The 13,586-nt window shown below is 72.5% G+C and carries 5 protein-coding genes and 1 pseudogene; 3 read left to right on the top strand and 3 right to left on the bottom strand.

From position 1 onward, the window contains the following. From ACFO3J_RS13260 to ACFO3J_RS13270, 3 genes and pseudogenes are all read right to left on the bottom strand, one after another. On the bottom strand, positions 1–2,202 hold the full coding sequence (locus ACFO3J_RS13260) for a carbohydrate-binding module family 20 domain-containing protein (protein ID WP_386429416.1): 2,202 nt from the start codon (positions 2,200–2,202) through the stop codon (positions 1–3). A gap of 510 nt (positions 2,203–2,712) precedes the next feature. After that, on the bottom strand, positions 2,713–6,153 hold the full coding sequence (locus ACFO3J_RS13265) for a glycoside hydrolase family 3 C-terminal domain-containing protein (protein ID WP_386429418.1): 3,441 nt from the start codon (positions 6,151–6,153) through the stop codon (positions 2,713–2,715). Positions 6,154–6,390: 237 nt separating this feature from the next. Beyond that, positions 6,391–6,859 (bottom strand): annotated as a pseudogene (locus ACFO3J_RS13270) (MSMEG_6728 family protein). Between the two features lie 219 nt (positions 6,860–7,078). On the opposite strand from ACFO3J_RS13270, the gene ACFO3J_RS13275 reads away from it, so the two are divergent. The 3 genes from ACFO3J_RS13275 (at position 7,079) to ACFO3J_RS13285 (ending at position 13,407) form a co-directional block, all read left to right on the top strand. Next, positions 7,079–8,209, top strand: coding sequence for a ricin-type beta-trefoil lectin domain protein (locus ACFO3J_RS13275; protein WP_386429420.1), 1,131 nt, complete (start codon positions 7,079–7,081; stop codon positions 8,207–8,209). Positions 8,210–8,522: 313 nt separating this feature from the next. Further along, complete coding sequence (locus ACFO3J_RS13280; RefSeq protein ID WP_386429422.1) at positions 8,523–10,418, top strand: M1 family metallopeptidase; 1,896 nt, start codon at positions 8,523–8,525, stop codon at positions 10,416–10,418. Positions 10,419–10,575: 157 nt separating this feature from the next. Beyond that, the gene (locus ACFO3J_RS13285) at positions 10,576–13,407 is read left to right on the top strand and encodes an AAA family ATPase (RefSeq protein WP_386429424.1); all 2,832 of its coding nucleotides are present in this window, start codon (positions 10,576–10,578) and stop codon (positions 13,405–13,407) included. The last annotated feature ends 179 nt before the right edge of the window (positions 13,408–13,586 follow it).

Raw genomic sequence — 13,586 nt, forward strand, 5'->3', positions numbered from 1 at the left:
CTACTTCCAGGTGTCGTTGAGCGTGACGCCGGTGGCGCCGCTGCCGGCCGTGCGGTTGGCGCCGGACTCCCAGGTGACGTTCCCGGACGCGTCCTTGAGGATGTACTTGTACTCGAAGGACGTGTTCGGGGCCATCGCCACGGTGGTGGCCCAGGCCGTCTGGCCGGAGACGGTCAGCGGGATGGCCGCCTGGGTGTTCCAGGTGGCGAGCGCCGGGATCGAGCCGAGCACGTAGACCTGCTGGCCGGAGGGGGCCGCCTTGGTCTCGTGGAAGGCGACGGTGACCTGGTTCGTCCCGCCGCCGGACTGCGTGCCCCAACTGTCGTTCAGCGTGCCGCCGCCCGCTCCGGTGCTCGCGGTGTGGTTGTTGCCGGGCTCCCAGGTGACGTTCCCGGACGCGTCCTTGAGGATGTACTTGTACTCGAAGGAGGTGTTCGCCGGCAGGCTGACCGTGCCGGACCAGGCGGACCGGTTCGAGGTGCTCAGCGCGATGGCCGAGGCGGGGGCCCAGTTGCCGAGCGCGGGTAGGGAGCCGACCAGGTAGACCTGCTGGCCCGAGGGAGCCGCTTCGGCCTCGTGGAAGGTCTCGGCGACATAGCCCGGGGTGGTGGGCGGCGGCGAGGTGGGCGGGGTGGCGGTCCCCGCGCCGTAGAGCGCCACCGAGTCGCCGGCCGGCACCGTCACGCTCGCGCTCCCGGCGGCGTTGACGGTCACCGCCGGGCCCGTGCAGCTGCCGGACGCGGTGGTGTCGCCGTGGATGACGTCGCAGTACGTGCCGGCGCGCAGGCCGGTGCTGAAGGTCTGGGTGACGGCGCCGCCGCTGTTGTTGATCGCCACCCACGCCTTGGCGCCGCGGCTGAAGGCGATGGCGTTGTTGCCGTTGTCCCACCAGTTGGCGACCGGCTGGCCCTGGGCGGCGTTGTGCCAGCCGACCATGTTGGCGATGCCGTGGTTCCGGTCGGTGCAGACCCAGGCGGCCGAGGAGCAGTCGGTCGCGGTGACCATGCCGTTGGAGGCGGCGGGCGGGGAGTCGTCGGAGCCGTTGAAGGCGAAGCCGGAGTACACCGAGGGGACGCCGTAGCCCCAGGCGAGCATGAACTCGGTGGCCAGCGTGTACTGGCTGCCGTTCTTGTAGTTCAGGGTGCTGCCGTTGCGCTCGGTGTCATGGTTGGTGACCATGGCGCCGTCCTTGTCGCTCGGCTCCAGGCCCCAACTCTGCCCGAACGTCCTGAGGTTGGCGATGTTGCCCTGGAACTGCGCCTTCATCGCGTAGGCGTAGTCGAAGCCGATCACACTGCCGTTGGCCTCGAAGGCGGCCGGCGCCAGATTGCCGGTGCTGCCGGTGTAGACCTCTTGGAGGACGTAGGGACGCTGGCCCCACAGCGTATTGGTCAGCCGCGACTCGATGTTGGCCATGTCGGCCTGGTTGATGTGCTTGGCGGAGTCGACCCGGAAGCCGTCCACCCCGTCCGCGATCAGCTTGTTGAGATAACCGGCGATCTTGGAACGGACGTTGTCCGACTCGGTGTTGAGGTCGGCCAGGTTGGACAGGTCGCACTCCTGGACCTGCTGCTGGCTGTTCCAGTCGTTGATGGCCATGTCGGGGTTCGGGCAGTTGGCCGGGTAGGCGTGGAAGTCGGCGGGGCCGTACGGCACGGCGGCGTAGGTCTTCGCGGTGACGTTGAAGCTGTCGCCGCCGTAGGAGTCGGTGCTGGGCTGGTCGTTGCCGGACATGTGGTTGATCACCGCGTCGGTGTAGACCTTCACCCCGGCGTTGTGACAGGCCGTCACCATGGCCTTGAACTGCGCCTCGTTGCCCATCCGGCTGCTCAGGTCGTAGCCCACCGGCTGGTAGACGTCCCACCACGCGTGGGAGGTGCCGGCCAGCCGGATCGAGTCCTGCGGCGGGGAGACCTGCACGGCGCCGTAGCCCTTGGGGCCGAGCACGGTCGTGCACTCGGAGGCGACCGAAGGCCAGTTCCACTCGAAGAGGTTGGCGATCACGTCCCCGCCGTTGCTGGCGCTCGCCTGAGCGGTGCCGCCGAGGGTGAAGGGCAGTAAGCCGCCCGCCACCAGCGCCGCGGCGAGGAGGAGGCCGCCGGGCCGGACGCGCGGGCGCCGGCGGGAGCGGGGGCGGGGGTCCTGCCGGAGGTGGGGGTGTGGCGGCTGCGGACTGCCGTGCGACGTGCCGAAGGGTTCCATCGTTGCGGCTCCTGATGAAGGAAGGGGGGGTGCCGGCTCACGCACCGGAATCCGCTACGCCCGCGCCTGGCGTCCGGGGTCCGGGGTCCGAGCGCCGCGGTCGGTGGCTGCTGTCGGCGGCGGCGGTGCGCGCAACGACTTTCCACCCGGCCGAACGCGGGCGTCAAGAGCCGTGCAAGCTCTGCCAGTTGCTTGCGAAACCGGGAAGGCCCGCGACCTCGGCCCCGGTGCGGCGTCTCCCTCGGATCCGCCGACTCGGCCTGCCCGTATGTCACGCGCCCCGGCGGCGACCCGCTCGGGTCCGACGCCGGCATGCCGCCGGAAGGGACGGTTGCCGTCCCACTACGCAAGAACTTGCAGCAATTTTCGGGCTGTCGGCCGCCGGGCCCCGCAGACGGACCCCCTGTCCCGCGGAACGGCGGACGCCCGCCGCCGCATCCCGGAAGGGGATGCGGCGGCGGGCGCCGGTGATCCGGTCGGGCCCGACTCGGCGGAGGCCCGGCTCAGTCCTCAGCCGATCGAGATGGCGAAGACGTGGATCCCCCCGTCGTTCGGCAGCGTCACCGTGGCCACCGTCTTGGCCGGGTCCAGCGCGCCCCCGGTCGTGTAGAGGCTGACCGCGTGGTTGCCCAGCGTGTCGGTCGGCGGGCGGTTCCAGTTGGCGGTGGTGACCGCCAACTGGCTGTTGCCGCTGGCCTTGTTGCTGTACCAGTCGGGGAAGTCCACCGGGATCGCCGCCGTGCTGCCGTCGGTGTAGGTGACGGTGACGGTGGCCGAGTGGGCCGAGCTGATGCCGGTGCCGAGCAGGCCGAGGCGGGTGCCCTGGCCCTGGACCTGGATCACCTGGCCGGCCGCCGAGATGTTGTCGGGCTGGCCGGGCTGGGTGTCCGGCCAGGCGTAGGACAGGCCGTTCGCGGTCACGGTGGCGCCGGGGGTGTAGCCGACCGCCGCGAGCTGGGTGGCCGACAGGCTGTAGCCGCCCGGGTCCAGCTTGCCGGTGGTCGGGTCGCTGTCGGCGCTGATGCCCGCGTTGTTGAAGGCCGCCGCCGGGTCGGTGTACGGCACGGTGGTCGTGGTGTCGGCGGTCCGGGTCTGGCGGCCGTTCAGCTCGAAGGCCGCCTTCCCGGTGAGCGTCGCGGGCCCGGCGGCGGCGGTCGAAGGCGCCGTGACGGTCCAGGTCGTACCGACCGAGGAGTGCGGGCGCACCGCACGGACCGAGGTCGTGCTGCCCGCGGCGGGCTTGGCGGTCCAGCCGGCCGGCAGGGCGAGGCCGAGCTTGAGGTCCCGCACCGTGGAGTCACCGGTGTTGGTGAAGGTCTGCCGCACCGTCTGGGTGCTGCCGGCGTCGGTCCGGGCGGGCGCGGTCAGGGCGACGTACTGGGTGCCGATCGTCCTGCGGACCGTCACGGCGCCCGTCAGCGGGGTGTCGGCCGAGGACTGGCCCACGTAGAGCGGGTAACGGCCGTCCAGCACCGTCCAGTCGTGCGCGCCGCTGTCCCACACCCGCAGCGCGTCCGAGTCCAGGGTGAGCCGTACGGTCCTGGTCTGGCCGGGCTTGAGCTGCACCTTGGCGAAGGCCTTGAGCTCCTTGGGCGGCTCGCCCGAGCCCTTCGGGTAGCCCAGGTAGACCTGCACCACGTCGGTGCCGGTGCGGTGGCCGGTGTTGGTGACGTCGACCGAGAGCCGCACGGGCGAGGTGCCGCGGCTGGTGGCCTCCACCGTGCTGCCGTCCGTCCGCAGGTGGGAGACCCGGAAGCTGGTGTACGACAGGCCGTAGCCGAAGGGGAAGAGCGGGGTCTGGTCCTCCTGGTCGTACCAGCGGTAGCCGACCTCCAGGCCCTCGCTGTAGTCGTAGACGCCGTTGACCGCCGGGTAGCGGCCGGGGGCGGCGGCGGTCGCGGTCTGCGTGTCGGTCATCGGGAAGCTGACCGGCAGCCGGCCGCCCGGTTCCGCGTCGCCGGTGAGCAGCGCGGCCAGCGCGTTGCCGTCCTCCTGGCCCGGGTACCACATGTCCAGTACGGCGGGCACGTCGGCGAGCCAGGGCATCAGCACCGGGGCGCCGGCCCGCACCACCACGACGGTGTGCGGGTTGGCGGCGGCGACGGCCCGGATCAGGTCGTCCTCGTTGCCGGGCAGCGCCAGCGTGGTGCGGTCCGAGCCCTCGCTGGAGGAGTCGCCGACCACGACGATCGCGGCATCCGCGTTGGCGGCGGCGGTGGTCGCCGCCTCGATGGTCGGGTCGGGCAGGCCCGGGGCGGACCAGCCGGCCGTGATGGAGGCGTTCTGCGCGTTGTCGTAGTACTCGATCCGCAGGGAGTGCGGTTCGCCCGCGGTCAGCTGCACCGGGGCGCTCTTGACCGTCGAGGAGGCGTGGTCGCTCCAGTTGTCGGCGATCAGTTTGTCGTCGAGATAGATCCGGCTGCCGTCGTCACTGGTCGCGGAGAAGGTGTACGCGGCGGTGGCGGGCGCGGTCAGGGTGCCGGTCCAGCGGACCGAGAAGCCGTCCACCGGGATGCTGGGATCCGGGGAGCCGAGCACCCAGTCGAAGTCCACATCGGGGTCGTCGCGGGTCAGCGCGGGGGTGCCGGTGAGCGTCTTGTTGGCGAAGTACTCGCCCTTCAGACCGCTCAGCGCGGACGCCGGGATCGCCGGGAAACCGCTCCCCTGGCCGGCCTTCACCGAGGTGATGTCCACACCGCTGCCCAGCCGCGCCTTCAGGCCGGACACCGGGTCGATCTTCTTGTACGGGGTGACGGCCGAGCTGCCGCCGCCACCGGTGATCGCGGTGTCGGCGTTCGGGCCGATGACCGCGAGGGAGGTCAGCTTCTTGGTGTTCAGCGGGAGGGTGTTCCCGCTGTTCTTCAGCAGCACGCTGCCGCTTTCGGCGGCGGTGCGGGCGAAGGCGCTGTCCTTCTCGTAGTCGGCGGCCGGCGCCGGCTTCGGGTCGAACAGGCCGGTACGGAACTCCAGTCGCAGGATGCGGCGGGCCGCGTCGTCCAGTACGGACTGCGGCACCTGGCCGGCCGCGACGGCGGCGGGCAGCTGCTGGAAGTACGTCGTGCCGCTGAACTCCTGGTCCAGGCCGGCCAGCGCGGAGGCGACCGTGCTGTGGTTGGCGGGGTAGTCGGTGTCGATGACCCCGTCGTACTTCCAGGTGTCGATGAGGATGTCCCGCAGGATCTGCGCGTTCTCGCAGGCGTAGGTGCCGTTGACCTTGTTGTAGGCGCACATCACGGACCAGACCTTGCCGTCCTTGACCGCCTTCTCGAAGGCCGGCAGGTAGATCTCGTGCAGGGTCCGCTCGTCGATGTTCGAGCTGGACGTCATCCGGGCGTTTTCCTGGTTGTTGCCCGCGTAGTGCTTGACCTGCGCGGCGACGCCCTGGGCCTGGATGCCTTGGATCTCGGAGGCGCCGATGTCCCCGGCCAGCTCCGGGTCCTCACCGAGGGTCTCGAAGTCGCGGCCGCCCAGCGGGGTGCGCACGATGTTCACCATCGGACCGTAAATGGCTTGGTAGCCGCGGGACTTGGCCTCCGTGCCCATCACCGTGCCGTAGCCCTTGGCCAGGCCGGTGTCGAAGGACGCGGCCAGCGCGACGGGCGAGGGGAGAGCGGTCTCCGGCTGGCCGTCGCGGACGCCGCCGGGGCCGTCGGTGAACTGCATGCCGGGGATGCCGAGCCGGTCCACGCCGGGTATGTAGCCGGTGGCGTGCGACCCGCTGGGGACGCCCACCGCCGTCATGAGGGTGGCCTTCTCGGTGTTGGTCATCTGCCCGAGCAGCAGATCGACCCGTTTCTCCAGCGGGAGGCGGGAGTTGAGCCAGGGCTGGGCGGTGACGGAATCGTTTACGGAGCCGGTCCGATCGGTGGTTCCGGCTGCCGCCGGAATGGCCAGAGGTACGGCCAGGGCGGCGGCGGCCGCAGCCGCCAGCGCCAGGCGAGCCATGCGCATACGTCTTCTCCAAAAGGGCGTCTTTGCCTGCGGGTTCAGGAGTGAACGCAAACGAGAGGCAGTCTGCGCTCGCCCCAAGAGAGCGTCAAGGACATGAACGTGAAACCCCTTTGTGAACAAGGTCGGCACGGACCGTGGATCACCACCCGTCACACCCGGCGCAGTGGCTTCAGGCTCCCCCGCCCGGCTCCCCCGTCCGGCTCGCCCGCCCACCGGCCCCGAGTCGGGTGGGCCGGATCACGCCGCCCGGTCCGAGCGGGGCCAGACGTAGGGCAGCCCGGGCGGGACATCGGCGAAGAGGCCGCGGTAGTGGCCGGGGTCCCGGGTGAGCAGCGCGGACCGGTGGCTGAGGTGGAAGCCGGGGTCGCCGAGCCAGTTCGGCAGCTCCTCCGCTCGGCCGAGGTCCGGCTGCTCCCGCACCGCCGCGCCCGGGCGCCACGCCGCGAAGTCCGCCATCAGCGTGGCCGCGCAGGTGTCCCGCCGTCCGCCGTCGGTCCAGACGCGGCACACCTCCAGCCCCGTAGCGGACCAGCGCCTCCTCGTAGCCCGCCCACATCCGTACCGCCGGATGATGCCGCCACCCGTAGCCGGGCACGGTCAGCCCCCGCAGCACCTGAAGTGCCTCGACACGCTGCTTTCCGAGCCGACGCGCGTCGAGCACGGCCGCCGACGCGGCGAATCCGGGGTAGGGAAGAAACGTCTGCACGGAACACATGACTGACCCGCGCCGCACTCCGCCTACCGGCGGGACCCGGACACCCTGCCGATGGGCGAGCCGGTCGGGCGGCGGACGCTCCGGTCCACGGCCGGCCCCACCCGCCCCATCTATTGACAGGTATCTGTCAGTAAGGTTACCTATCAATCCGGTTACCACCCCCACCCCCCACCTTCGTTCGGAAGATCCGAAGATCGGAAGAGGTGACCCATGATCCGCAAACGCTTCCGGCTGGGCTTGGCCGCACTCGGCGTCGCGGCCGCCACGCTGACCGCCGCGGTCGGCGTCGGAGCCACCGTCTCGACCGCGGCCGGCCCGGCTCCGGCCACCGCCGCGCCCGCCGCTGCCGCCGCGGGGCCGACCGCGGCGCAGCTGCTGGCCAAGGCGGCGAACTGTACGCCCGCCTCGAACGGCAAGTACGCCACCGACGAGGGCGGCGCCGCCACCGTACAGATCTGCAAGAACGGTTCCGCGTACACCTGGACGTCCGACATGGACATCGACTGCGACGGGATCACCACCACCCACTGCAACAACTCCACCGACCCGTCGTACTTCGACGAGACCTCGTTCCAGACCTCGACCGGCCAGTTCTTCACCTCGGAGGTCACGCACTACTACGTGATCCCGCTGCCCAGCAGCCGGTTCAACTACCAGAGCGCGGGGATCACCCCGGGCAGCGTGGCCGCCGTCGTCTACAACAACAAGGCGGTCTACGCGGTCTTCGCCGACGAGGGCCCCGACGACATCATCGGCGAGGGTTCCTACTCGCTCGCCACCGCGCTCGGCATCGACCCCAACCCGGCGACCGGCGGCACCGAGGGCCCGGTGACCTTCATCGTCTTCCCGGGCAAGGTGCCCAGCCCGGTCGAGAACAACACCACCATCGACTCGGTGGGTTCGGCCGCGGCCACCACCTGGGTCGGCGGCACCACCACCCCGCCGCCCCCCACCGGCGGCGCCGGGCCGATCCACTCCGGGTACGCCAACAAGTGCGTGGACATCGCCGGCGCCAGCAGCGCCAACGGCTCGGCCGTCCAGCTCTACGACTGCAACGGCACCAACGCGCAGACGTGGACGGTAGGCGGTGACGGGACGCTGAAGGCGCTGGGCAAGTGCATGGATGTGGTCGCGGCCGGCACCGCCAACGGGACCAAGGTGGATCTGTACGACTGCAACGGCACCGGTTCCCAGGTGTGGCAGAAGTCGGGCAGCACGCTGGTCAACCCGCAGTCCGGCAAGTGCCTGGACGCCACCGGGCCCAGCTCGGCCAACGGCACCCGGCTGCAGATCTGGACCTGCGCCGGAGCCACCAACCAGCAGTGGACGCTGCCTTCCTGACGGCGGCCCGCTGGCATCGGCTGGCTGACCTCGGCTTGCTGAGAAGGACCGGCTGACAGCGGCCGGCGCACTGTGGCCCGGCTCCGGCGGAGCGATTCCCCGCCGGAGCCGGGCCGTTGAGCGTCACCGTCCGGCCCTGTCCGGCCCCGTCCGGCCGTTTCCGGCCGTTTCCGGCCGTTTCCGGCCGACGCGGCCCCGCCGACCCGGTAGGGAAATCCCTACAGCTGGCCGGCGCCCCTTAACGCCGCCCGCGGGGCCCCGGACACTCCTGTCGCGTCTGGTCAATCGTCCTTCCCCCACCGCAGAGGATTCGATGCGCAACAGACTTCTCACCCTCATCGGCGCCGCGGGCACGGCCGGCCTCCTGGTGACCGCCGCTGTCTCCGGGGTCGCGCAGGCCCGGACCACGGCCCAGGCCGCCCCGGCCGCCTGCACTCCCGCCCAAGTGGTCACCAACGGCGGCTTCGAGAGCGGCAGTTCGCCCTGGACCGCTTCCAGCGGCGTGATCACCACCGGTGGCGGCCAGACCGCCCACGGCGGTACGCGCTTCGCCTGGCTCAACGGCTACGGCTCGACGCACACCGACTCCCTGTCGCAGTCGCTGGTCATCCCGGCCGGCTGCACCACGGCGACCCTGACGGTCTGGCTGCACATCGACACCGCCGAGACGACCACCACCACGGCGTACGACAAGCTCACCACCAAGCTGGGCAGCACCACGCTGGCCACCTACTCCAACCTGAACGCGGCGGCCGGTTACGTCCAACGGACCTTCGACGTCTCGTCGTTCATCGGGCAGAGCGCGAGTCTGGCGTTCAGCGGCACCGAGGACTCCGGGCAGCAGACCAGCTTCGTCATCGACGACGTGGCACTCAATGTCTCCGGCGGCGGCACCACCACCCCGCCGACCACGCCCCCGACGACACCGCCCACCACCCCGCCGCCGGCCGATTCGACCCGTACGCCGGCCACCCCCGCGTACACCGTCAGCCTGACCAGCGACAGCTCCGGCTTCACCTGGACCGGGCACGAGAGCGTCAGCTTCACCAACGCCTCGGCGTCGCCGCTCGGCGATGTGTACCTGCGGCTGTGGGACAACTACCACGGCAGCTGCCCGACGACGCCGATCACCGTCACCAACGTCACCGGCGGTACGGCGGGCGCGCTCACCGTGGCCTGCACGGCGCTGCACATCACGCTGCCCACGGCGCTCAACCAGGGGCAGAGCGGCAGCATCGGCTTCGACCTGTCGATCACCGCGCCCAGCGGCGCCGACCGGTTCGGCCACGACGGCGCCTTCGCCTTCCTCGGCAACGCGCTTCCGGTGCTGGCGGTCCGGGACGGCTCGGGCTGGCACCTGGACCCGTACACCAACAACGGCGAGGCCTTCTACTCGCTGGCCGCGGACTTCGATGTGACCCTCGACCACCCGACGAGCCTGCTGGTCCCGGCCACCGGCACCTCGGTGGACACCCCCGGCACGAGCGGCCGTACGGTCACCAAGGCGACCGCGCGCAAGGTGCGGGACTTCGCCTGGGGCGCGGGCGCCTTCAGCAAGGTCTCCGGCACCTCGCCGGGCGGCGTGAAGGTGAACGTCTACGCGGTCAGCGGCATCAGCTCCGCCAACTCGCAGTCGATGCTGACCACTTCGGAGAACGCCATCGACGCGCACGCGCAGCGCTTCGGGGCGTATCCGTACACCGAGGTGGACGCCGTGCTCGACAACAACTTCTGGTTCGGCGGCATGGAGTACCCGGGCTTCGTGCTCGACCTGGTGGACACCAACGCGCTGACGCATGAGCTGGGCCACCAGTGGTGGTACGGCATCGTGGGCGACGACGAGTACAACAGCCCGTGGCTGGACGAGGCGTTCACCGACTACTCGACCGATCTGGCCGAGGGCAAGACCGGTTCGGGCTGCTGGAACAGCGTCTCCTGGGCCTCGTCGGCGGAGAAGATCACCAACTCCATGGCGTACTGGGACGCGCACTCGTCGCGCTACTCCACCGTCGTCTACAACTACGGCAAGTGCGCGCTGCACGACCTGCGACGGCTCATCGGCGACACCGCGATGACCAACCTGCTGCACGACTACGCGGCGGCGCACTGGTACGGCGTCTCCACCACCGCCGAGTTCAAGGCGGCGGCGCAGGCGGCGACCAGCACGGACCTGACGTCCTTCTGGAGCACCCACCGCATCGACGGCTGACCGCCGGACCGTCTCACCCGCACGCCCCGCCCGGAAGCGGCCCCACGCTTCCGGGCGGGGTGCCCTCTTGCGCCACCCCTGTTGGCAGGTTCACGATCAGTCGGGGTCGGCCCGCCGGTCGGCCCCTCCGGTCATGGGCTCCACACGAGGGGGGTCCATGAACGGCAGCCCGGATCCACCGGCGCGTGCCAGCGGGCGTGACGCCCTGCTCGCCACCGCCGGACAGGCGCTGACGGCGGGCACCGGCGTGCTGCTCACCGGAGAGGCGGGCATCGGCCGGTCCACGCTGCTCGCGCGGCTCGCGGCCGAACAGGCGGCTGCCGGGCGGCTGATACTGCGCTGCCACCCGGCGCCGGACGAGCGGGGGCTGCCGCACCTCGGGCTGATCGACCTCTTCGCCGAGGTGAGCGACGCCTTCCTGGCCGGGCCGTCCGGCCCGGCCGGCCTCACTCCCGCCGAACAGGCCGTGCTGCGGGCCGCGTTGCACCGCACCGCTGATCCGGACGCTCTTCCGGCGGGCAGCGCCGACGCCGTACTCGCCCTGCACCTTGCCGTGTTGAAGACGCTCACCGCGCTCTGCGACCGGGCCCCCGTGCTTCTCGCCGTGGACGACGCCCAGTGGCTCGACCCGCCCACCGCCCGCGCGCTGGCCTTCGCCGCCCGCCGGGCCCGCCGCCTCCCGCTGACCGTCCTCGCCGCCGCCCGGCTCCCCCAGGAAGGTGAACCCGGCCTCGTCGCTAGCCTGTTACCGCCGCACGGCCTGCGCCTCACCGTCCCCCCGATGACCGAGCGGGAAACCACCGCGCTGCTCGCGGGCGCCGAACTCCCCTCCTGGCCGCATCCGTTGCCCGCCCGGATCGCCCAGACCGCGGCCGGCAACCCGTTCATCGCGCTCGAACTGGCCCGTGCGCTGGCCGCGGCCGGCCACCCGCCGGGACGGCCCGACCCGGGCGGCCCGCTGCCCGTACCGGCCGGCGTGAGGACGCTGCTGCTGGACCGGCTGGATCCGCTGTCCGCACGGGCCCGCCGCACCCTGCTGGCCGCCGGGGCCGCCGACCGCCCCACCGTGAGGCTGCTGCGCCGCGCCGGGTGCGAGCACGCGGCCGCCGATCTGGCGGAGGCCGCCGCCCTGGGCATCGTGGAGGCGCCCGGGCCCGGGGTCGTACGGTTCTGCCAGCCGCTGATGCCGCGGCTGGTGTACGAGGCGGCGAGCGCGGCCGGGCGCCGCCGGGTGCACGACGCGCTCGCGCGGGCCGCCGAGGATCCGGTGGAACAGGCCCATCACCTGGCCTCGTTGGCACCGGGCCGGGACGCGCGGACCGCGGCGGCGCTGGCCGACGCGGCCACGGCGGCGCGGCGCCGCGGGGCGCCCGCGATCGCCGCCCGGCTGGGGCAGTTGGCCGCCGACCGCACCCCGCCGGGCGACCGGGCCGCCGACACCGACCGCCGGCTGACCGCCGCCGAGGACGCGGTGGCGGCCGGCGACTACCCGCTGGCCCGCCGGATCGCCCACGAGGTGCTGGCCGAGTCGGGGCAGCCCGCCGAGCGGGTGCGGGCCTGGATCGTGGTGGTGGACTCCTGCGGGCAGGCGCTCGCCGAAGTGGCCGACGTCTTCCCGCAGGCGCTCGAAGACGCCAGGGACGACCCGGAGTTGCTCGCCCGGCTGCACTACCGGATGAGCTGGCGGGCCTGGCTGGTGGCCGGCTCGGCGCCCACCGCCCATACGCACGCGGCGCGTTCGGCCGTACTCGCCCGGCAGGCCGGGGACCGGCGCACCGAACTGCTCGCGCTCACCCAGCAGTCGGCGCTGGAGTTCTACCTCGGGCGGACCACCGCCGAGCGCACACTGACGCTGGCGCTGGCCGCGCCGCAGGACCCCCGGGTGCTGTTCGACCACAACGGCCCGGTGTTCCTCAAGCACCGCCGCCATCTGCTGCACGACCGGCTGGACGACGCCCGCACCGAACTGCGGGCGCTCATCTACACGGTGCGGCACCGGGGTTCGGCCGAGAGCCTGTGCCAGTGCCTGTCCGGTCTTGCCCAGGTGGAGATCCTGCGCGGGCGCTGCGAGCGGGCGCTGGACCTGGCGCACCAGAGCCTGCGGGTCACCGAGCAGGCCGGGTTGAGCCAGGGGCCGGCCTGGTACGCGGTCGCGCTCGCGGAGGCGGCCGGCGGCAGCCCGGACCGCGCGCTGGCCGCCGCGGACCGCGCCAGACGGCACAGCGAGGACGACGACGACCAGTTGTTCCTGCCGCGCGCCCTGCACGCCGAGGGCCACATCCGGCTGCTGCGCGGCGAGACCGCGGCGGCCGTGCACGCCCTCCAGCGCACCCGGCTGCTGGAACTCGGCCAGGGCCAGGGCGATCCCGCGGTCCGCCGCTGGCAGGCGGACCTGGCGGAGGCGCTGGTCGCGGCGGGCTGCGCGGACGAGGCGGCGGAGCTGATCGCGGAGACCAGGGCCCAGGCGGTACGGCTCGGGCGGCGCGGCATCCTCGCGGTGCTGGGCCGGTCGGCGGCGCTGGTCGCCGAGGCCCGCGGGGACGCGTCCGCGGCGGTGGCCCGGCTGGAGCGGGCGGCGGCCCAGTCGGCGGCCCTCCCGTACCGGCTGGAGGAGGGCAGGACCCGGCTGACGCTCGGCCGGGTGCACGCCCGGCGCGGTGACCCCCGGGCCGCCCGCACCGCGCTCTCGGAGGCCGCCCGCCTCTTCACCCGTACCGGCGCCCGCCCCTGGCTGGCCCTGGCCACCGCCGAACTCGACCGCCTCGACGCCCCCGCGGCCCCGCCCGCCCCCGAACTCGCCGCCCTCACCCCCACCGAACGCCGCGTCGCCCTCCTCGTCGCCCAGGGCGCCAGCAACCGCGAAACCGCCACCACCCTCACCGTCTCCGTCAAAACCGTAGAAGCCGCCCTCACCCGCGCCTACCGCAAACTCGGCGTCCGCTCCCGCGTCTCCCTCTCCCGCGCACTACTGACCCCGGGCCAGGACTGAAAGCCCCTCCGGGGGACGGCGGGGGGATGGCCGCTGCCCACGCCGCAGCTCGGCGGCCAGCGGGCGCAGCGGGTGCGCCCGCAGGCGATCACCAACCGAACGCGTACCCGGGGCAAACCGCCGACACTCCCGAAAAACCGAGCACCCCACCCCCGCAGCCAGGACTGCCGGCTGCGAAG

Source organism: Streptomyces polygonati, assembly GCF_042650325.1.
Classification (GTDB): domain Bacteria; phylum Actinomycetota; class Actinomycetes; order Streptomycetales; family Streptomycetaceae; genus Actinacidiphila; species Actinacidiphila polygonati.